Source organism: Paraniabella aurantiaca (genome assembly GCF_050309965.1).
Taxonomy (GTDB): domain Bacteria; phylum Bacteroidota; class Bacteroidia; order Chitinophagales; family Chitinophagaceae; genus Niabella.
The window spans coordinates 186,718-206,740 of sequence record NZ_JBLOSY010000001.1; the positions used below are offsets into that span (position 1 = coordinate 186,718).

General features: G+C 42.1%; 19 protein-coding genes. 6 read left to right on the plus strand and 13 right to left on the minus strand.

The window, feature by feature from the left end; translation table 11 throughout:
- Positions 1 to 38: 38 nt before the first annotated feature.
- Entirely contained in the window at positions 39 to 1,097 is a 1,059-nt protein-coding gene (locus tag ACLOAU_RS00785) for a response regulator (protein ID WP_427859910.1), read from the minus strand.
- A 475-nt stretch (positions 1,098 to 1,572) separates the two neighbouring features.
- On the opposite strand from ACLOAU_RS00785, the gene ACLOAU_RS00790 reads away from it, so the two are divergent.
- Together ACLOAU_RS00790 and ACLOAU_RS00795 are read left to right on the plus strand one after the other, a co-directional pair.
- A complete protein-coding gene (locus ACLOAU_RS00790; protein ID WP_427859911.1) occupies positions 1,573 to 2,871 on the plus strand; it encodes a L,D-transpeptidase family protein in 1,299 nt (432 codons plus the stop codon).
- 96 nt (positions 2,872 to 2,967) lie between these two features.
- On the plus strand, positions 2,968 to 3,639 hold the full coding sequence (locus ACLOAU_RS00795; protein WP_427859912.1) for a BON domain-containing protein: 672 nt from the start codon (positions 2,968 to 2,970) through the stop codon (positions 3,637 to 3,639).
- A gap of 296 nt (positions 3,640 to 3,935) precedes the next feature.
- Here the strand turns inward: ACLOAU_RS00795 and ACLOAU_RS00800 are convergent, their stop codons facing one another.
- Together ACLOAU_RS00800 and ACLOAU_RS00805 are read right to left on the minus strand one after the other, a co-directional pair.
- Positions 3,936 to 4,772: a universal stress protein gene (locus ACLOAU_RS00800; RefSeq protein ID WP_427859913.1), complete on the minus strand. Its 837-nt coding sequence runs from the start codon at positions 4,770 to 4,772 to the stop codon at positions 3,936 to 3,938.
- Positions 4,773 to 4,840: 68 nt separating this feature from the next.
- On the minus strand, positions 4,841 to 5,659 hold the full coding sequence (locus ACLOAU_RS00805; protein ID WP_427859914.1) for a universal stress protein: 819 nt from the start codon (positions 5,657 to 5,659) through the stop codon (positions 4,841 to 4,843).
- A gap of 205 nt (positions 5,660 to 5,864) precedes the next feature.
- Here ACLOAU_RS00805 and ACLOAU_RS00810 point away from each other — a divergent pair, with 205 nt between their 5' ends.
- Together ACLOAU_RS00810 and ACLOAU_RS00815 are read left to right on the plus strand one after the other, a co-directional pair.
- A complete protein-coding gene (locus ACLOAU_RS00810) occupies positions 5,865 to 6,488 on the plus strand; it encodes a Crp/Fnr family transcriptional regulator (protein WP_427859915.1) in 624 nt (207 codons plus the stop codon).
- 62 nt (positions 6,489 to 6,550) lie between these two features.
- Positions 6,551 to 7,348, plus strand: coding sequence for a sulfite exporter TauE/SafE family protein (locus ACLOAU_RS00815; protein WP_427859916.1), 798 nt, complete (start codon positions 6,551 to 6,553; stop codon positions 7,346 to 7,348).
- Between the two features lie 219 nt (positions 7,349 to 7,567).
- Here ACLOAU_RS00815 and ACLOAU_RS00820 read toward each other — a convergent pair whose 3' ends face one another.
- The 10 genes from ACLOAU_RS00820 to ACLOAU_RS00865 all read right to left on the minus strand — a co-directional run bounded on the left by ACLOAU_RS00820 (position 7,568) and on the right by ACLOAU_RS00865 (position 16,831).
- A complete protein-coding gene (locus tag ACLOAU_RS00820; RefSeq protein ID WP_427859917.1) occupies positions 7,568 to 8,278 on the minus strand; it encodes a LytR/AlgR family response regulator transcription factor in 711 nt (236 codons plus the stop codon).
- Positions 8,275 to 9,378 (minus strand): sensor histidine kinase, encoded by a 1,104-nt coding sequence (locus ACLOAU_RS00825; protein WP_427859918.1) that lies wholly within the window; start codon positions 9,376 to 9,378, stop codon positions 8,275 to 8,277. Before ACLOAU_RS00825 ends, ACLOAU_RS00820 begins: the two co-directional genes overlap by 4 nt.
- Positions 9,379 to 9,396: 18 nt before the next feature.
- Entirely contained in the window at positions 9,397 to 10,218 is an 822-nt protein-coding gene (locus tag ACLOAU_RS00830; protein WP_427859919.1) for a CPBP family intramembrane glutamic endopeptidase, read from the minus strand.
- Positions 10,219 to 10,224: 6 nt separating this feature from the next.
- Positions 10,225 to 11,031, minus strand: a complete 807-nt coding sequence (locus ACLOAU_RS00835) for a CPBP family intramembrane glutamic endopeptidase (RefSeq protein ID WP_427859920.1) — start codon at positions 11,029 to 11,031, stop codon at positions 10,225 to 10,227.
- A gap of 133 nt (positions 11,032 to 11,164) precedes the next feature.
- Complete coding sequence (locus ACLOAU_RS00840) at positions 11,165 to 11,851, minus strand: VIT1/CCC1 transporter family protein (RefSeq protein ID WP_427859921.1); 687 nt, start codon at positions 11,849 to 11,851, stop codon at positions 11,165 to 11,167.
- Positions 11,852 to 11,955: 104 nt separating this feature from the next.
- Positions 11,956 to 12,648, minus strand: coding sequence for an AcvB/VirJ family lysyl-phosphatidylglycerol hydrolase (locus ACLOAU_RS00845; RefSeq protein WP_427859922.1), 693 nt, complete (start codon positions 12,646 to 12,648; stop codon positions 11,956 to 11,958).
- A 2-nt stretch (positions 12,649 to 12,650) separates the two neighbouring features.
- The gene (locus ACLOAU_RS00850) at positions 12,651 to 15,245 is read right to left on the minus strand and encodes a phosphatidylglycerol lysyltransferase domain-containing protein (RefSeq protein ID WP_427859923.1); all 2,595 of its coding nucleotides are present in this window, start codon (positions 15,243 to 15,245) and stop codon (positions 12,651 to 12,653) included.
- Positions 15,246 to 15,316: 71 nt separating this feature from the next.
- Complete coding sequence (locus ACLOAU_RS00855; protein WP_427859924.1) at positions 15,317 to 15,673, minus strand: hypothetical protein; 357 nt, start codon at positions 15,671 to 15,673, stop codon at positions 15,317 to 15,319.
- Positions 15,674 to 15,812: 139 nt separating this feature from the next.
- The gene (locus ACLOAU_RS00860) at positions 15,813 to 16,583 is read right to left on the minus strand and encodes a polysaccharide deacetylase family protein (RefSeq protein ID WP_427859925.1); all 771 of its coding nucleotides are present in this window, start codon (positions 16,581 to 16,583) and stop codon (positions 15,813 to 15,815) included.
- 53 nt (positions 16,584 to 16,636) lie between these two features.
- On the minus strand, positions 16,637 to 16,831 hold the full coding sequence (locus ACLOAU_RS00865) for a hypothetical protein (RefSeq protein WP_427859926.1): 195 nt from the start codon (positions 16,829 to 16,831) through the stop codon (positions 16,637 to 16,639).
- 233 nt (positions 16,832 to 17,064) lie between these two features.
- Between ACLOAU_RS00865 and ACLOAU_RS00870 the strand changes: the two genes are divergently transcribed.
- Together ACLOAU_RS00870 and ACLOAU_RS00875 are read left to right on the plus strand one after the other, a co-directional pair.
- Positions 17,065 to 17,760 (plus strand): LytR/AlgR family response regulator transcription factor, encoded by a 696-nt coding sequence (locus tag ACLOAU_RS00870; protein ID WP_427859928.1) that lies wholly within the window; start codon positions 17,065 to 17,067, stop codon positions 17,758 to 17,760.
- Between the two features lie 68 nt (positions 17,761 to 17,828).
- The gene (locus tag ACLOAU_RS00875; RefSeq protein WP_427859929.1) at positions 17,829 to 20,006 is read left to right on the plus strand and encodes an ATP-binding protein; all 2,178 of its coding nucleotides are present in this window, start codon (positions 17,829 to 17,831) and stop codon (positions 20,004 to 20,006) included.
- The last annotated feature ends 17 nt before the right edge of the window (positions 20,007 to 20,023 follow it).

A 20,023-nucleotide genomic window follows, 5' to 3' on the forward strand; every position in this document is an offset into this window, starting at 1 on the left:
AATAGCTATTCTGTTTTAGATCTATTTATCCAAATGTATTAGTTAAACATTTGTTCCAGCCGGTTATAGTTCATAATTCTAATCCTGGCGCCCTCTATACTAATTAATTTTTCATCCTTTAGTTCGCCCAGCATCCTGATCAGCGATTCTTTAGCTACGCCTGCCATTGCCGCCAGGTTTTCCCGTGAAATGTCTATGTAAAAATTTTGATCATGCGTTTTATTATATGTCCTGTCAAGTGTAATCAAAGTATCGGCCACTTTTTTTCGTAAAGAGTTGTAGGCTATAGCCAATAGTTGGCCGGCTTTTTCATTGATATTAGAGGCCAGTATACTCATAAATTTTTTCATTACCTGCGGGTTGCTTCCCAGCAATTCTTCAAACTCAGATCGGGGAATTACCAGCAGTTCTGTGTCGTCCAATGCTTCAGCGGTTTCCTGATAAATTCTCCCTTCCATAAGAGGAATATAACCTAAAAAATCTCCCGCCGTGTACAATCCTACAATGAATTCCTTGCCATCTTCATTTTGCTTGAAGGTTTTAACCTTGCCTTTTTGAACATAGAACAGACGGGAAGGGTGGTTGCCTTCCGAATACACGATCTGTTTCTTCTTGTATCGGCTTACATCTCTACCCGTTCTCAATTCTTCCAGGTAATCTTTACCATAGGTAACAGAAATCAGGTGATTCACACCATCCATATCGCTCGTGAAATGTTCCCTCAATTGTTGTGCTTTCTTTAACCTTGTTTCTATAGCATTAAGTAATTCAGTACCTCCAAAAGGCTTGGTGATATAATCGTCAGCCCCCGATTCCATTCCCTTCCTGATTTCATCTCTTTCAGACTTCGCTGTCAGGAATATAAAAGGAACGCCATTTAATTCAGGATGCTTTTGGATTAAGTGTAGAACGCCATATCCATCCAATACGGGCATCATAATATCGCAAATAATGATATCGGGCCTTTTGGCCAGTGCCAAATCCACGCCGGCCTTGCCGTCAGGTGCATTATCAACGTTGTAGCCGGCAAGCTCCAGGATTTCAGTCATATTTTCCCTGATCTCGGGATTGTCTTCGATAAGTAATATTCTTGCCATTATGTAAAAAGTTTATACCGCTTTTACGACAATTATTAAAATCGAAATAGTCTTTAGCAGCCTGCTTTACCCATGCTAACAAAAACACCCTTTGTAATAAAACAACTTGTCCGGCTTAAACACTCTGCAAAAATCGAGGTCTGGTTTTTAATGGCTAATTACTATTTTTAGTTTTTGGTACTTCAAATATATTGAAATTTATGCAATGCTGAGTGATAGCATTTTTTATCTTCCAGCTTTCAGTTTATTAAAAACTAACTATTTGCCGCGCTGTACAGCATGATTAAGCGCTTTTAAACTATAGCCTTTTTGCAACCGAGCCTTGCTATAACTACTTCGTAAAATAAATCAGAATATACCGGGAGTATGTGACCGATGTCAGGCCGGTGATTGATATACATCATTCATTTGGTAATACTTGTATTGATACCTTTATAAGGCCATGCCGACACAATGTAAATACAAAAAAATACCCTTGAGTAGAAAAGCAATAATAGCGGCTTTTCTTTTGACATTTATTACAATTTCAAATGGCGCGGCAGGCCAGAAAGAGGTTCGCATTTTATTATCAAGTACGGATAAGGTGGAGTTGTTTTACAAAGAGTGGAAAGGGGATCTGTTTTGGTTTGAAAAGGACAGTGAAAAAAATGGAAATGTCAGGGAAGAGTTGATTAGAATATTCAGGGAAGAATCGGCATTTAACGGCCTGGACTCCCAGAAATATTTATCGATGCTGCCCTTAAAAGCAGACTTCTCAAATTTGTCACCCGTAGAGGCTTTCGACTACGATAGAAAATTCACTAATGCCGCCTTAACGTACTTTCTTGATTTATACCAGGGCGACAAGCGAATTAGAAACTTAATAGGGAGTGATGAGGTGAGTGGGAAATATGAGAGGCGAGATATTGAATATATTGTAGACCTTCTAAATAAGCTCAATAGCACTACCGATCTGAATGCAATGGCCCGGTCTCTGGAGCCCCGTCAGCAAGATTACACGCTGCTCAAGGCCGAACTGAAGAAGCAAATTTATTTGGGCGATTCTGTAAAAGCCGAAGCTGTCAGGACCAGCTTAAATTGTTATCGATGGTTTAGTCATTTTCACTTCGATAAGTTGGTAGTAGTTAATATACCATCTGCTGAGCTAAAATATTATGAGAACGATTCTCTACAATTAGATATGGCTGTTGTTGTGGGAAAGCCATCTACGATGACGCCCCGGTTTGTTACTTACTGTGACCAGGTCATTTTATATCCTTATTGGAATGTACCGCGAAGCATTGCAGTTAACGAGATTCTCCCTGTTTGCAAAAAGAGCCTGATGATCCTGGACGTATTGAAGATGCAGGTGATAGATAGTAAAGGAGGGGTTGTAGATCCCCGCTCGCTGGATTGGCGAAAGTTTACAAAGAGCAATTTTCCTTTCCGGTTTCGTCAGTCTACTGGTTGCGACAATGCATTGGGTGTCATTAAATTTAATTTGACAAGCTCCTATAATGTATACCTGCACGATACAAATCTTAAATCAGATTTCCAGGCCAGGTCCAGGTATTTCAGCCATGGTTGTATACGGGTTGAGAAACCTATATTATTGGCAAACAGTTTCCTGGAAAAGCAACTTGATGAGGCATTTTTAAAAGCAAGCATAAAGGGGCAGCAACCCATAACTAAAAAAGTGCCAAAGCCTGTTCCTGTTTTTGTTTTGTATATGATGGCAGACGTGAATGTGGATGGAACCATCAGCTATTTTCCGGATGTATACAAGTTGTTTTAGCTGGTATATGGTTGATTGTTCTTCTGCATATGAATAGTATGCGAAATCAGGTATTTAACATTTTAACATAGTTACTTAAATTTTAAACTTAAAATTATGAAAAGCGATTTTCAAATTCAAAAGGATGTAATGGAAGAATTAAGCTGGGACCCCAGTGTAAGCAAGGCTGGATTGGGGGTGGCGGTAAAGGATGGAGTAGTTACCCTCTCAGGCCAGGTAGAATCTTATGCGCAAAAACTGGCTGCAGAGCGGGATGCCAAAAAGGTCTCTGGTGTGCGGGCGGTTGCCGAAGATATACTGGTGGGCACGTCTCCGATTTTTAAACGTACTGATGCTGAAATTGCCAAAGCAGTATTGGATGCCTTACTATGGCATTCCTTTGTTATAGAAGATAAGATAAAAATTAAGGTGGAAGATGGAATTGTAACATTGGAAGGCGAAGTGGAGTGGGAATACCAGCGAAATAGTGCTCAGATAGCCATCCAGGATCTGACAGGTGTAAAAAGTGTTCGAAATCTGATTCTAATAAAGCCTAAAGTAGTAGCAGCAGATATAAGTGACAAAATCACAAAGGCTTTTGAACGCAGTGCAACGGTAGATGCACGCAATATCAAAGTTGAAGTTATTGGAACGGAAGTTTTTTTAAGCGGTACCGTACGATCTTTTACAGAGAAGCAGAACGCAGCAGATGCGGCATGGAATGCGCCTGGAGTGTCCAATGTGAGAAATAATTTAAAAGTGGGAGTGAAAGAATATCCTGTTGACTAGAAAAATGTACTTTTAAATAGGTTTATAGATGTAACATCGATTGATTCCAGGATTGCCAAACAAGGATCGTTTTCAGAAAACGGGCTCGCTCATGAGCCTGCTTTTTGTAGCTATAATAAGCTTACATAATATTTTTAAAAACACGAGATTTGCAGTTAACAAATAGCCACGACCTGGTTACCTTCAGATAGCGCTTCTTATTGCCGGGCTTTTAATATGGCCTGGCAATAAAAAATTGATTGCTTCGGATGGGAGCGTTTTTGAATGTGTGTAAAGTTAACCGGCTTTTTAAAACCTCAACCTTTGCTAAACACCAATAACGGCACTTTTATCTGAAAAGACAGCTCTTCTGATTTGTTGGAAAGAAAAATTCTTTGAAATAGTGTTCTGTTTTGATTTGTAAACATGATTACCACCGAAGGTTTGATTAGTGATATCTGGCGTTGGATGTTCTGTACAAAGGAATGTATCCCGTCATTTCCTTCAAAGTGAATTTTTATCCCATATTTATATGGTTTTTTGAAGGCCAGGTTGATCGTTTTCTCATCAAAAGTAACTTCGTTGGGCCAGGTGAAATGCAACACGTCTATTTGCATTTTAAATGGATTTGCGAACGCTAAAACCTTTTCGAGTTCCCTGGAGTAATTTTGAAGATCTGCAGCATACAATACAGTCTTCATGGGTTTTATTTTGTAGTGATGGGGAACAGCCATTACAGGAACCGGAGATTTGGTTATTAAGTTGCCGGTATTTGTTCCCAGCAACTTACCCAGTTTACCACTGCCTCTTGTACTCAGACAAATGTAACTGATGTCCGCTTTGTCCAGGCAATATCCCAGCAGGGATAAATCAGGACTTATACCCTGTACCACAGCAAAGCTATGTTTGCCCGGCTCAATATGCATATTTTTATAGATGCCTGTAATAAAACTTTTTAGTTTTTCATAACAGGCGTTTTCTTCATTTTTCGCGTACTTTTCAAAGTAGTCGTCAGTCCAGGTAGATGGCTTCATCGTATTCAGAACATGTACAAAAACCAGTTCTGTTTTTTGATAATTTGCCCAGTTAATGGCAAACCTAATCCCGCTTTTAGAGTTAGACGAGAAGTCGGTAGGTACCAGAATCTTTTTCATATTTTTTGATATTTATGTGTTAAACGAGGTTGGGTACAGAAGCCGTTTAGCGGGGTTGATAAGATAAACTATATGTGAAGTGACATTACCGGCACATTGGATATTAAGGCAAGCTCTTTGGTATGGCTGGTTAAAAAAAGGCGTTCGAAAAAATCGTGTTTCTTCGGTGTTACCAATAGCAGGTCAATATTTCTTTTATCTACAAAGTCTGTAATGCCCTGGTCGATATCTCTTGACTCGATAAAGTGATATTCCTGATCGACACCCGGCAAAACCTCACGAAGCAGGCCTGATTCGAAAACAATATCCGGATGGTATCTGGCATTGCTGCCTGCATTCAATATGTGCAATTTTCCTCCAAAGTCATTTACCAGCATTTTCACCTTTTCTACCGGTACCGTAGCAGCAACCTGAATTAAGTCGCACGCTATTGCGATATTTTTTAAACTCCTGAAATGTGCATGCTCGGGTACGAGAACCAGTGGCCATTCTATATGTTTCATGGCGAATATAGCCTGGCTACCAAAAAAGAATCTTTTAGCTGCGGTTGATTTATGTATACCAAATACAACCAGGTAAGGATCAATTTTTTTACAGACTTTTGCGAGTTCATCTAAAAAATCTCCAAGCCGTACTTCTGTTTTAATCTCAACATTGGTAACGTTGGCGTTAGTTAGTTGCGATCGAAACGCCTTCATAAGGTCCTGGGCATCTTTTTCGATTTCACCACTGGCTACAGCGAAAGAAATATCACCGTAGCTGACAGGAAGTTGATACACATGGAAAATGTGAAGCGAAGCATTGAGGATAGCTGCTATTTCTACAGCATACCTGGCGGCATTGACAGATGCCTTCGAGAAATCGGTTGTGACAAGAATAGTTTTCATACAAAAAAATTTATTTGCATTAATTGATCTAAGCTATTCTGTATAGGCGTTGAAATAAATGATTGCGATCATAATTAAAACTAATTTTTATCACTGTGTTCGCCTGTTACAGGGGTAACTGTAATTTGAAGATTTTGATGTGGCAATTTCAATGTACAAGGTTTTGTATAGCTAAGTGCTTTTTTAAATTATCTATATTTGTTTAATGGAATCACTTAGCCAGGTTGCCGAGTTTAAAACATCACCCGAATTAGTGGAGAAGCTGTATCAATTCAGTATCGTTAAGCAATATAAAGCAGGTACCGTTATACTGAATGAAAATTCATCCATTCGTTCTATCCCTATTGTTATCCGCGGAACATTGAAGGTTATCAGGACCGACGACGATGAAAAAGAGATCCTGCTTTATTATATAAAATCCGGCGAAAGCTGTATCATGTCTTTTTTGGGCGGCATGCATAATGAAACCAGCAAGGTGAAGGCTGAAGTAGAAGAAGATGCCGAGATCCTCTTCCTGCCTATGAATAAAGTGTCTGTATTCATCAGGGAATATCCCCAATGGCTGGATTATATTTTCCGCCTATACCACAAACGTTTTGAGGAGCTTTTAGATATTGTTAATGCCATTACTTTTAAAAAGGTGGATGAACGCCTGTTATTGCTACTGTTTAAAAAACAAGAGATTGGAGGTGGACAAACGCTGCATATTACCCACGAACAGTTAGCCAATGAGCTTGGAACCGCCCGGGTAGTGGTATCCAGGCTTCTAAAACAACTTGAAGAAAATGGAGTGGTACAATTAGGTCGAAACAAAATTAAGCTTATGTAACCAATGTAACTGTAAGGCTTTTTTTATTGGTACATATTTGTTGTATCAATTAAAGAAATTCTATGGATATAACGGGTTATATAGCTGCCGTTTTTATCGGCGTTTCCCTGGGGTTGATTGGGGGAGGGGGAAGTATACTAACGGTGCCGGTGCTGGTTTACCTGTTTGGAGTTGACCCTGTGTTGGCTACTACTTATTCGCTTTTCGTTGTAGGTGTTACAAGCGTGGCCGGTTCTTACTCTTACTTCAAAAAGCGCCTCATCAATATTAAAACGGCCATTGTATTTGGTCTGCCATCCATCGCATTGGTATTTCTTACCCGCGCTTTTGTTATTCCGCTCATCCCCCTTGAAATTTTTTCGGTAGGTAGTTTTACTGTTACCAGAAGCATATTGCTGTTGTTGCTTTTTGCAGTGCTGATGGTTTTTGCCTCCGGCAAAATGATCAGCAGATGTAAGGGCTGTAATGAGGAAGCAGCAGCAATAGGAAAGTTGAAATACCGCCTGGCTTCTATACAAGGTGGTTTTGTGGGCTTTGTGACAGGATTAATTGGGGCGGGAGGCGGTTTTTTGATTATACCTGCATTGGTTAATTTACTGAATCTTCCTATGAAAGTAGCCATAGGTACCTCTTTGCTCATCATTGCTGTTAACTCACTGGCCGGGTTTGTTTTTTCACTTCATCACGCCAACATTAATTGGTTTTTTCTGCTGCGTGTAAGTGCCATGGCAGTAACCGGGATTTTCGCCGGCAGCTTTTTGTCGACAAAAATTAACGGTAAAAAACTTAAACCTGCCTTTGGGTGGTTTGTGTTGGTGATGGGCGTCTATATTATTTTAAAAGAAACGGTATACCACTAAATTTCTCAAAATAAGAAGAGGCACTATTAAATTGTGATTATTGGAGCACATACTGCAGTTATTATGGTGGTTGCCCCAATAACACAATCAGCCTGACGTATGGTTACCATTATTGAAATGCCTGGAAAGCACTACCCTCCACGGATGAAAGTTAAATATGACAGAGGTTTTCTATGAAGTAACTAACAAACGGGTTGAAGCATTTTTAGTAATTTTTTACTACCTGATCTTTAGAGCCTGGTATAAACTTTCCCGGTAACTACTACCTATCTCAAGGGTGGCCTGCTCAACCACTAATACATTGCCCTGGATGGATTGTACCTTGTGAAGGTTAACGATATAGGACCGGTGCACTCTTAGAAATCGTTGTGCCGGCAAGGAAGCTTCTAATAACTTCAGATGCATACTTGCCAGCAGCCGCCTTCCATTCATTAGAAAGATAGAACAAAAATCGCGTTCGGCTTTGGCATAAATAATGTCGTCGAAATTTATTTTAAGTAAGCGGGTATCCTGCTTTATAAATAAATAAGAAGGACTATCCGTTAATGGAACGCGGGCAGTGTGGGGCAACATTCGCTCCTGTATTTTTTGAACAGCCTGGCAGAACCTTTCAAAGGTAACAGGTTTCATCAGGTAGTCTACAGAGTTGAGCTCAAATCCCTCCACGGCATGTTCCGAAAAGGCCGTTGTAAAAACAATAAGCGGAGGTTGTGCTAAAGAACGCATGAAGGAAATTCCGGTTGTAACCGGCATGCGGATATCCAGGAAAATGACATCTACTTCGTATTGCTGCAGCGCTTCATAAGCTTCGGCCACATTCTTGCAGGCGTCCACAAATTGCAGTTGTGGCAGTTGCTCAATATAGGCTTTGATGATATCCCGGGCTATCGGTTCGTCATCCACTACAAGGCACCGGATCTTATGGGTCATAAGTCAATGATTAAATTTGCAAAATAGGTTCTTTCCCGGTAAGCCGCTGCATAACTGTAACGGCCTTTATAGTAAAGTTCAAGTCTTTTAAGCAGGTTGCTGATGCCGATACCATGTTGTTCGGTAAGCGTAGGCTGAGAAGCCGTATTTTCTACAATGAGCTCTAACCGCCCTTTTATTACCTGTAACGAGATAAAGATCCCGGCACCGGGTTGATCTACCGTGAATTTAAAGGCATTCTCTGCCAGAGGTATGAACAGTAATGGAGGGATCTCGTACTGGGGATTATCGGTGCCAACCTCTACTTCAACCGCGGTATCGTTTAACCTTATTTTCTCCAGTTCAATATAATCACTTAGCAGCTTTAGTTCCTTATCTAATGGCGCGTAAGTTTTATCCGTATCATAAAGCATGTAGCGGAATAATGTGGACAGTCGCGCAACCATTTCGGCGGAGCGGGTGGTGTCTTTTCTCAGGATCAGCCCATAGATATTATTCATAGTATTAAACAGGAAGTGTGGATTGATCTGGGATTTTAAGAAATTAAACTCCAGCTCAACATTATCTTTAGCCAATTGAAGACTTTTAACCTGTGCACGCCAGGCTTCGCGTGCAAGCTTAATACATAATGGAATACTTAATGCCAGTAATAAAAACAGCGGAGTGCCCAATCCCAGCAGTCGTTTAGCGATGATAGTGGGAAGGTTTAGAGAGAGAAGCGCGTAATAGGCCGGCTGGTGATCTTTAAGCAGGTGCATGCAGTTTTCACAAGACCTCAGGATCAGGACCTCGGTAACAGCATCAGCTATTGTATAAAACACGATGATCAGCATTATGCCTGAAATAGCCTGTCCCATTCTCTTGTTCGTTATTAGTTGGCGAACCGGGCCTGCAACCACATAATAGGCCGCAGCAATAAGAGCCGTGCTGCAAAGATTTAATAAGGTGACATAACCGTTTGACAGATCGGAATAGACGTTAAAGCTGATACCTGTGAGATAAGAGCGTACCGCAAAAAGAAGTAACCAGAACAACAGGTGATAGACAACCCTCTGTTGGGGTGCAGGATCAATAATTCTGGTTTTATACCACCACTTCATAATTAAAGGTAAATGATATCAGCTATTGGGTTTAATTTGCTTTTGAAAAGAAATATGAATGAAAATGGCTGCTCCTGCCATGGCAAACAGGAAAGCCAGGTAACCGATCCATTCAGCCTGGTGGGCATACCCGGGTGCAACAACAGCCCGCAAGACCCCGGGTGATCCTTTAAAGCCGCAGGTCCATTGCCCGAAGTTCCAGGCAAAATGAATACCCAGGGATAGCGCGATATCTCCTGTTCGCAGCCGGGCAAAACCAAAGAGCAGTGCCCCTGTTCCCGAGCCGAGCACCGATGCAGTCCATGACATGCCACTGGCTTTGTGTTCCAGAATAAAAATGATCATGATTACTACCTGGCTCAGCCGCGAACCCAATTGATGCCGGAGTTGCTCGATAGCATAGCTTCTGAAAACAAGTTCTTCGCGCAGGGCCGCAAAAAAATATATAGCAATGTACACGAATACGGTTTGTATCTCAGGTGCGCTCCATTCCAGCTTAAAATGCCCCCAGGCAAGCAGGCTGATAGGTTGCGGTATTGCAGAACAAAGGCCAATGAGCAATCCGGTTACCAGCCGTGTTGCTGTTGCCCGATTGGTAGCAATGCCGGCCTTTGCGGGAGTTATATGATCCCTGTTCAGGAATACAATATTGAGCAGGTAGCTTAAAGCAGCGATGAGCAGCAGGTTCAAAGCTGTTGCTTCGGGCGATTTGTCCAGCTTCACGAGGTCAATTGAGATGAGGATAATAACTGAGATCGCGTAAAAGAGCAGTACACGCATCGCAATAGAAAAGGGCCTGTTTAATGGTTGCCCGCTTATTTGTGTTGGGTTATGATGCATACAAGATCAGTTAGCTGATGAGGTTGTATGGGTGGTAAGTGGTAATCGGCTGATAAGCACCATGAGTAAAATGGATACAACGATGTAAGGCCATAAAACATGAATAGGGTTGTAAGCTTTTGCATCAGTAATCAGTTGGAAAAGCACGCCTTCGCTCTTTTGTGGAGACCGGGGTATTATAGACTGTGCAAGGTTCCAACCCATATGTACACCAACCGATAAAAAAAGCTTACCTGTTTTTAAGTAACACAATCCGTAAAGAACAGAGCCAATGCCGGTTGTTAGCCATGTTATTAAAAATGAGTTTAGGTCTGGTGGTGCATTAAGGTTAATATGCATAATAGCAAAAGGCAAAGTAATGCCAACCTGGGCGATCCAGGGGCCGTAAGATCGAAGAAGGCGTTGAAATGGGTAGCCGCGATAAGTGAATTCCTGTACGAAGGCAGACCCGAAGTGCATAAGAATTAGTGTTAGCAGAAATACCGGCCCTGGTACTCCTGTGAATACCAGCTTCCCGTGATTGAGCCAGATGGTTAAGCCGGCGCTACAGGCCAGTGCCAGTGCACCCAGCACAATGCCACCCGCAAAATTCAGGTAGTCTGCGCTTCGGCCAGGTCTGATACCCAGGCTCCACAACGTCATTCCTTCCCGGCGAAGCAGCACATAGCTTAGGAGCAGGGAGGTGCCAAAGTATACAAAGATATTGTCCATGGCTTCGATGCGACTGGCAATCCATGATATACCGATGATAACGGTAAAATAGATGATGACCTCTAACCAGGCGTAAGAGCCTGATCGTTTATGTTTGCTCATTGTTTTTTTAAGCAAATTGCTGCAACATAACTGCACTTTCAATTGTAATCGACGAATAGGGATGGAATGGCAACGAAGAAGGAAAGATGGGCAACAAAGCTTATTTACTATTAAAGAGCCTCTTTGTAACTGGTTATGAAATGGCGATACCAAAAAGGCGTCCTATTAAAGCAGATGCCGCCATGGCAATCGTGCCCCAAACAACAATTCGTATAGCACTTTTGACTATCGGGGACCCTCCGGTACGGGCTGCTACAGAGCCTAATAAGATCAGGAATACAATTGAGAAGATATACTGCCAGTAGATCATTTGTTTTAAAGGGGCTAATAGAGCTACCAGGAGAGGTAAAGACGCGCCTATTACAAATGAGATAAAAGAAGCAAAGGCAGCCTGCAACGGTTTGGCTTCAGATACTTCAGTCATTCCCAGCTCGTCTCTGAGATGGGTTTCCAGTGCATTGTGTTTTGATAATGCCGCTGCCACTTCCCGGGCGAGAACATTTGACAGGCCTCTTTTTTCGTATATGGCTGTCAATTCTAAAAGTTCTTGTTCGGGCATTCTTTCCAACTCTTCGGTCTCCCTTGCTATATCTGCTTTTTCTGTATCCTGTTGAGAGCTGACAGATATATATTCGCCTGCGGCCATAGACATGGCACCCGCAATTAGCCCTGAAATAGCTGCCAGGATAACGGTATTTCGCTCCGCCGCAGCGGCAGCTATACCTATTACCAGGCTGGTTGTAGATAAAATGCCATCGTTGGCGCCCAGCACGCCTGCTCTTAACCAGCCTACGCGATGTATGAAGTGATTTTCTTTCATGATAAAAACAAATACTTTGATCTTATTACTTACCTCGACTTTTAAAATGCAGATGCGAAATCGGATGATAACAGAGGAGCCTGGTTTGATGAGAAGGTAAGATATTATTTTAAAAACTGGATTACTCTTTTGATTAAGAGATCCATATTTTCATCATAGTGGTGGCCACCGGGTAATTTCTGAACCATACAATTTTTTAATTTGACGCCATTGGGTGGAAATTCATCTTCGTCTTCTCCGCATAGCACTATCTTTTTTTTCAGGGTCATCATATTGATTTCTTTTACTACATCCATATTTAGCTTTTTGTCGACACCCAAAAAATAATTCAAATGCACTTCAAAGTCCGTAGACGGTGATGGTGATAATAAGATCACCGAATTTAATTTCTTTTTTATTTCGGGCGAAAACCTGTTAACAATAAACGGCGTTACATCAGCCCCGAATGAATACCCGATCATCACAAATTGTTGATCTTTTCTTTTCAAAATTGCACTGATATATTTTTCAATATCTGTTGTAGTTTGTTCCGGCGTTTTTCTTTTCCAGAAATAGGATTTCGCATCTATTGCCAGAACGTTGATCCCGGTGCGATTAATGCCGGAACAAAAACTATCCGAAAAACTATTGAAACCTCCGTCTCCGCTTATATATAAAACCATGCACGAATCCTGCTTCCCTTTCCAGTCTTTGATAGGAAGTGTGCTGTTTTGCCCCGCACACCGGACGCTATAGAAGATGATGGGTAGCGTCATCCATATTATAAGCCTGCAAAATAGAAAAGTTTTAATCATCATTTTCATGGTTTCATTACATTGTTAATAGCTATAGGTAGTTGAAGCAGGTCAAAATCATTATCATAAATAAGATATTTGTCCTCCCATATAGCTGCATATTTGTCTTTAAATTCCCTGAGCCCTTTATAGTGCTGAAATCTCTTTATTTTATCTGCGGCCATTTTTATAAGCTGTTCGGCCGTATTGTCTGGCTGTGAGATCCCCGTCAGTGGAACCAGGCCCAGGTTGATGTATTGTTTGCCCTGTTCTTTCGCGTATTCCGTCAATTTGATTACCAGTGCGTCCATCGCGGCTCCCGGCGCGTCGTTGGTTTTACGTATGAGGTCATAGGTGCAGTCACTTTCGGCATAATCCGGTATGACATTGAGAAATGCTTTTATGTTACCGCTTTCGTCATTCAATGTAATGATGTCCTGTTGCCGGAGCTCTTTCTCATCAAACATACCCTGTGAAAACACCGCCTCTTTTATATCATAAGAGCGTAGCCATTCATCGGATATGTTCTTTAATTGCGCAAGAAAACAGGATGTGTGGGGCGGCCGGGTAATGTGGGTGCTATATCCTTTCTTATTAAGATTGTTTAGCCCGTTGCGCAGCGATTTTTTATCGCGGCCTTCGAGCGAGAAGCTATGCACGTCAATAATTGCTTCCTGCCCGATTATTAATTTGTTTTTCTTTAAACGGCTAAACCAGGGAATGCTGTCTTCATCTACACGGTAAAATGCGGGCTTTAAACCCATTTGGCGGCACCGTTGGTCAAATTCGGTAAGAATGTCAAGCTTGTGCGCTATATCGCAAACAGGCTCCTCTAAAACTATAGCAAAGCCGCCCGAAATTTTATAGGCAATAAAGCCGTCGTGGATTTCTGAAAAGAAAAATACTTTATCGGCATATACCTTAAAATAGTCGAGCGACGAATTACCGAACTGGCTGAGCAGGAACAGCGCTTTATCACGGTGACGTTCGTGCTGTTGGTTCGTTTTGGTGTAGGGCCTGATCAGGCAAAAAATAAGCAAGCCCCATAAAATAAAGCCAAGCCCCCTCAATATCCATATAAATTCATGTCCGAACCTGGTTACAGGATGCAGCGTACTATCCTCAACCAGGAGAAAGCTTTTCAGCGCATGTAATAAAGAGTCTGCCCAGGTAAAATCTTCACCGAAATGCCGCTGATCGATGAAATAGAAACTGATGAATGCAAATAATAAAAGAAACGGGAACCCCAGTAAGGCCGTCCTGATACCGGCTTTTTTCCATTTGCTGCTATTTTGTACCCGGTATTGTGATGCAGTTGCAATAAGAATTACCAGGGTTGCCAATGCTACAATAGCTTCTTCATAATCGAGCGCCTTGGCTAAGTTACCGGCTATCGACAATGCCGTGAGTATTAAGGCAAAAATCCAGGCACTTCGCAACCCTTTAAAGAGTGAAACAGAAGTGATCAGTAGCGCCAACCCCATAAACAATACCAACAGGTGCGAAGCATGGATGGCAGTTAGGGGCAGGTACTCACGAAGTAGCTGAGACCGTCCCTTTATAGGTGGTGTTACCGCTGAAATAATATTAATAAGGCCAAGCAAAAAGGTAAGTACAACGGGGAACGCTCTTAACAACAGGTTGCGGCCTCCCCACGCAAAAGAAATTAGACCTGCAATTAACGGTAGCCAGAACTCAAAAACCCGGTAAAGCAAGGTGACCGATAAGGCTGTTACTGAGCTATAACCAAAGCGTTCCAAAATATAAACCATTGAAAGTTCAACTGCTCCCAGGCCCCGCATAAACGGTGAAATAACCGACATGAGGATCCCTGCGATATAGACCGATGCAGCAGCCTGGAAGGAGCCCGGCTGACCCAGGGCCAGTATAGAGCAATAAATGGTAAGCATACCGAGTATTTCTACAGCAACAGAATAGCCGACAACATTACCGTACTTACGTACAATCACACTAGCGTCAAATAGTTCATCGATCTGCGGTGTCAGCGATGGCCATTTGCTTTTTATCCAACGATAAACAGCGCCTTTTTTCCGGATAGAATCAACAGGAAAGTAAATCAGGAAAATAACCAGTAATAATACAGGTAAGCCAATCCAGGTATTACCTGTTTGGGTGCCGTTAAAAAAAGAAAAAATGATGACGGGAACACCCGCAATAAACACAGATAATAAACCTGCAAATGCAAAAAGTCCGCTCGCCTGGTGTACCTGCATCTTGCTGTAGCCGGCTTTCCTGATCTGCCGGGGAGCATAAGCCAGGGCACTGAGGCTTCCCGCTGGGAGGAAGACACCGAGGAAATTTCTTTTTAAAAAGAGCTCAACGCCGTGTAATAGTTTAAAAGGAAGACCAATCGCTGCAAAACTTTGGTGGTACATTCCTGCCTGGCAAAAAATAATGCCTGCGCCTAATACTGATAGCAACAGTAGCCATCCACCGCCCACCTGTTGTAATTGCGGTACAATCTGGTGCAATTCCTTCCGCTCACTTCTGAAGAAGAAAATGGCCAATAAAATCACGAGTAAAGCTACCAGTTCCCGCCAGTGAGCTTTGGGAGATATTTTTTTTGAAAGCGACGAAAACCGGGCCCAGGTTGTTTGCATACAGTTGTGTTGTTTTAAAGGGAGTAAAAAACCCGGCTGCTATAGCCGGGCCGATTTGCAAACACTATCAATCAACTATGCTGTTTATTCTCTTTATATCTTTTATCGGGTGTGCCGTCTTTTTTCATGTGTTGGGGTGCTGCGGTTTTCGCCGCATTTTGATTGGCTTTATAACGCATATCGGGTGTGCCGTCTTTTTTTACCGGGGCGGCTGCTGTAGCTTTTTTGGCAACGCTGCCTGCCGGTTTTGATGGTGTTGCGTGGGTGGTAGCAGTTGGAGTTTTTACCGCCGTTGCAGCTGAATGATGACTGGCGGTACCGGTTACCTGTGTTGCTGCAGTAGTACTTTTTGCAGGGGCAGCTGTTTGTGCAAAACCTGCGGCACTAAAGCTTATGAAACTTAAAACTGCGAATAGAATTTTTTTCATTTTTTTAAAATTTTAATTGGTAAAAGAATTTCAATCGATATTATTTTGCTCCGTTATTAGTTTAAAGCTACAACGGGTAAAAGCGTCCACCATTTGCAACTAGCTGAAAAGGCAAAAACAGTCGGTGGATCATTGCCATTTATCGATTGGGATAAAAACGGATATGCTCAAAAACATAATTATCATGTTGCCTGAGCCGGTCGATCAATTGCTTCAATTCACTTTCTTCCCATTTTTTCTGGAACATCTCATCATGTATCAGTATTACAATATGGTTTTTGGTAAAAGTTCCGCCGCTATTTAGCCGGTCTTCTATTGCCTTTTCCATTTCATCAACAGATTGTACCGGCGTTCCGTCGTTCGCGTGATGTTGCCATTCGATATCCCATCCATATATTTTGTAACCGTTGGCCGCAAGCAGGTCTGCAGCTGTGCCGCCGCTGGTACCGTCATCTCTTTTTCTGTCGCCAATACGCCATATATTCCTACCCGGTAGCCTTACGATTTTATACCGCAGATTCAGCAAGGCTTCATTTTTTTGGATATCTGCCAGTACGCCCGCCGGGTTACTATAGAATAATGCATACTTATTATTAGCATGAGTGTAGCTATGATTATAAGTTTCTACAAAGGGGTTTTGCTCATACATTTTGTAGTAAGTGCCCATTTCTTTTGTCTGCAAGGCATGCTCTCCCACAAGAAATACACTTATTTTTAAACGTTCGGCCAGTATAACGCTGTCAATATTTTCACTGCCATTTAAAGGGCCATCATCAAAAGTGAGATAAATGTATCGGAGCGGTGTTGCGGACGAAAGTACAACCGCTTTTTTTTGCCGGCTGTTTAAGCTGACAAAAGAGAAGCCTGCAACAACCAATAAGATAAGAGATCCCACCAAAATTTTTTTCATAAAAGTTTTGTTTTAGTTTAAAAATATCGGTTACAAGAAACAGGGCAATCTGTTTACTGCTCCGGCGGAAGTTTCAAGTAAGCCCGCAGTATAAAAATCAATAACAAAATGGTGAACAATACACCGGCCAGCACGCCAAGGCAATGTATTAACCCACCGCCCGAATCTAAAGCTTTTAAAAAGCCAAAAAAGAAAAATACCAGGGTAATGGCATCAGCGAGAAATAATATAATGTAAATGATTCTCATTGCTGTTTTAATTCTTTTATTGATTGCCAGGCCGTGCCGTGTTAATGTCTGTTCAAAAACCACTAAATTTATTAAGCGAAGCTATTATACCTAAACAGGTGTATTATATCTCGATCGCTCAACAGGCGGAAACGATCGTTGAATGGGGTAGAAACAGCCCGTGAAAAAGGGGGACAAAGTTTAAAAACAATCTTTCTGCAGAAAAAGTGAACAGAACCCATATATTTTGTGAAATGAGGATACTTATCGTAGATGACAATAAAATCGCCCGTGCCATATTACAGCAACTGGCCAGCCAGGTGAAAGATCTCAAAGTGATAGGAGAATGTGAAAGCGCTACGGATGCTTACAATTTTTTGCAGGAGCAGCCTGTTGACCTGTTGTTGTTAGATATTGAAATGCCAGGAATGACGGGCCTGGAACTAACAAAGACTATGGGCAACAAAAGACCGGTCATCATTTTTACCACTTCGAAGAAAGAATATGCAGCGGAGGCATTTGAATTGAACGTGGCAGATTATATTGTAAAACCGGTTACACCTGCGCGTTTTTTGCAGGCAATAGACAAAGCCAGGGAGCTGGTGGAAAGCAATAGCACTGATGTAGAGCAAAGCGATGATGAATTTGTTTTTATACGCGACTCTAACGTGGTACGCCGGCTTAAGATGGATGATATTTTATTTGCCGAGGCAATGGGTGACTATGTGAAGCTGTACGTGCCGGGCAAATTCTACGCTATTCATACTACATTGAAATCTGTTTCGGAACGCTTGCCGGCCTCCCGGTTCATCCGTACCCATCGCTCCTATATTGTAGCCGTATCAAAGATCGACACCGTGCAGGATGGCGCACTCATCATTAATGATATACCCGTACCCGTAGCAGATACTTACCGGTCGGCTTTGAATAAGCGAATGAATATTTTATAATGCTGGCCCGGAGGTTGGGCCTCATACACTGTGTTAATAATGCCTGTATAAACTGATTGAACGGTTTTATGAAACAAAAGCTGATCTTCCTGATTTTGGGTGCCTTTACAATAGGGACGCTTATATTGGTTTATATTCAATATAACTCATCCAAAAGCATTGAAGGGCTCGTAAGCGGCGACAGCAGGCTTTTGCAGGAATTTAAGATCCGCAAAAACTTAACGCTTATCTCAGGGCATGTTGTTGCCCTGCAACGTTTGGTAAAGGGTTTGGACACCGGAAATCTTTCCCGCACTAAAACCAGGATGGACAGCCTGGAGCAAGAGATTTCAAAAGCGAAAGAAGAGCTGAAGAAAAGTATTACCGGTGATAGTACTTCGCAATACATCGACTCTTTAAGCAACGCTGTGTTGCTAAAGTCAGTGCTTTGTCGAAAAGTGTGGGAGACCCATATGCAGGCTGGTTGGTTGGCCGCAGACACGGTGGTTGAGCGCCATTTGTCTGTTTGGCTTTCCGATGACATTGAGTTCTGGATAAAAAAGATTGAAAATACACGGGATGATCACCTGGCCGCAATTACCGGGGCGGTTGATAAAAGCGGGACGCGCGCCCAGAAACTGAATGATTTATTAACCGTTTTGGTGTTGCTCGCTGCGGCCCTGATTTTCTGGTATATTATTTATATCATTCAGAAACTATCCCGCTCGGAGGAAAAAGTCAGGCAGGGTGCTGCATTAAAGGAGCATTTTATTGCTAATATGAGCCATGAAATCAGGACACCTATGAACGCGATTTTGGGGTTTACAGCCCTGTTGGAGCAACGTGAACTGGATCAAACATCCCGGCAGTATGTAGATACCATTCGTAAATCGGGAGAAGGATTGTTGACCATTATCAATGATGTGTTGGATCTTTCTAAAATTGAAGCGGGTATGATGGCTATTGAATCGGCGCCGTTTAATATCCGGTCGCTGATTCACTCCGTTGAAGTAATGTTCACAGCCCGGGTTGCAGAAAAGAAATTACAGCTACGTACGCATATAGCCGATAACGTACCCGAAATACTGGAAGGGGATGCTACCCGGCTTACACAGATACTGGTAAACCTGGTTGGCAACAGCCTTAAATTTACCAGGGAGGGAAACATCGAAGTAAACATTACAAATGAACAAGATACAGATCATAACGCTAATATTGGGATAGAAGTAAGTGACACCGGAATAGGTATCGACCCGGGAAAACAAAAAGAGATCTTCAACCGTTTTCAACAGGGGGATGAAAGCATTACCAGGGATTTTGGGGGTACAGGGCTGGGGTTATCTATTGTTAGGGAACTGGTAACGCTTCAGAAAGGAACGATAACCCTGAACAGCGAGCCGGGTAAAGGCACTTCTTTCTATTTAAGAATACCTTACACCATTGCTTCGGATGAGCAAAAGATCAATACTCAGCCTGTTACTGAAAACATAAAGGCTTCGTTTGAAGACTGGACCGATATCCGGATACTTGTTGTGGAAGATAATGAGGTGAATCAAAGCCTGATACAGCACCTGTTTAATAGCTGGCAAATTAACTACGACCTGGTGGGTAATGGGAGAGAAGCTATTCATTTATTAAAATTGAGGGTATACGACCTTGTTTTAATGGATATCCAGATGCCTCAAATGGATGGATACTCGGCAACCCGCTATATACGCGATACCTTGCAGCTTTCGATACCTGTTATTGCTATGACTGCCCATGCCCTGGCGGGTGAAAAAGAAAAATGCCTGAGCTGTGGTATGAATGATTATATCGCCAAGCCTATAAGGGAAGCTGCATTATACCAATTGTTGGTTAAATATATACCGGTTTCGCATAGTCATTTTAAAGAGTCCGTTAACCAAAAGCAGGAGAGTGCCTATGCCTATATTAACCTCGACTATCTTCATGAGGTAAGCATGGGTAACAAAGATTATGAAAAAACAGTAACGGGTTTATTTATTGAAACAGTACCGGAAGCATTGGCTGCTATAAGGGCGGCATGGCAAGATGGACGCATAAGTACGGTTAAACAGGAAGCGCATAATATGAAAACTACTGTATCTGTGATGGGACTTAATCATGTACTGCAACCTTATTTGGATGCGTTGGAATACAATGAACTTTCGCAGGTAACTTTCGACACCTACTTTGATCAGCTGAAACTCGCCTGTGATAAGGCGCTGATGGAAGCCCGGCATTTATATAATACCTATAGCAGTTAATTCCGAAGACTATATTC

Coding starts and splice junctions, on each gene's coding strand:
- ACLOAU_RS00785 (WP_427859910.1), bottom strand. CDS start 1,097: ATGGCAAGAATATTACTTATCGAAGACAATCCCGAGATCAGGGAAAAT.
- ACLOAU_RS00795 (WP_427859912.1), top strand. CDS start 2,968: ATGAAAAGCGATTTTCAAATTCAAAAGGATGTAATGGAAGAATTAAGC.
- ACLOAU_RS00800 (WP_427859913.1), bottom strand. CDS start 4,772: ATGAAAAAGATTCTGGTACCTACCGACTTCTCGTCTAACTCTAAAAGC.
- ACLOAU_RS00805 (WP_427859914.1), bottom strand. CDS start 5,659: ATGAAAACTATTCTTGTCACAACCGATTTCTCGAAGGCATCTGTCAAT.
- ACLOAU_RS00810 (WP_427859915.1), top strand. CDS start 5,865: ATGGAATCACTTAGCCAGGTTGCCGAGTTTAAAACATCACCCGAATTA.
- ACLOAU_RS00815 (WP_427859916.1), top strand. CDS start 6,551: ATGGATATAACGGGTTATATAGCTGCCGTTTTTATCGGCGTTTCCCTG.
- ACLOAU_RS00820 (WP_427859917.1), bottom strand. CDS start 8,278: ATGACCCATAAGATCCGGTGCCTTGTAGTGGATGACGAACCGATAGCC.
- ACLOAU_RS00825 (WP_427859918.1), bottom strand. CDS start 9,378: ATGAAGTGGTGGTATAAAACCAGAATTATTGATCCTGCACCCCAACAG.
- ACLOAU_RS00830 (WP_427859919.1), bottom strand. CDS start 10,218: ATGCATCATAACCCAACACAAATAAGCGGGCAACCATTAAACAGGCCC.
- ACLOAU_RS00835 (WP_427859920.1), bottom strand. CDS start 11,031: ATGAGCAAACATAAACGATCAGGCTCTTACGCCTGGTTAGAGGTCATC.
- ACLOAU_RS00840 (WP_427859921.1), bottom strand. CDS start 11,851: ATGAAAGAAAATCACTTCATACATCGCGTAGGCTGGTTAAGAGCAGGC.
- ACLOAU_RS00845 (WP_427859922.1), bottom strand. CDS start 12,648: ATGATGATTAAAACTTTTCTATTTTGCAGGCTTATAATATGGATGACG.
- ACLOAU_RS00850 (WP_427859923.1), bottom strand. CDS start 15,245: ATGCAAACAACCTGGGCCCGGTTTTCGTCGCTTTCAAAAAAAATATCT.
- ACLOAU_RS00855 (WP_427859924.1), bottom strand. CDS start 15,673: ATGAAAAAAATTCTATTCGCAGTTTTAAGTTTCATAAGCTTTAGTGCC.
- ACLOAU_RS00860 (WP_427859925.1), bottom strand. CDS start 16,583: ATGAAAAAAATTTTGGTGGGATCTCTTATCTTATTGGTTGTTGCAGGC.
- ACLOAU_RS00865 (WP_427859926.1), bottom strand. CDS start 16,831: ATGAGAATCATTTACATTATATTATTTCTCGCTGATGCCATTACCCTG.
- ACLOAU_RS00870 (WP_427859928.1), top strand. CDS start 17,065: ATGAGGATACTTATCGTAGATGACAATAAAATCGCCCGTGCCATATTA.
- ACLOAU_RS00875 (WP_427859929.1), top strand. CDS start 17,829: ATGAAACAAAAGCTGATCTTCCTGATTTTGGGTGCCTTTACAATAGGG.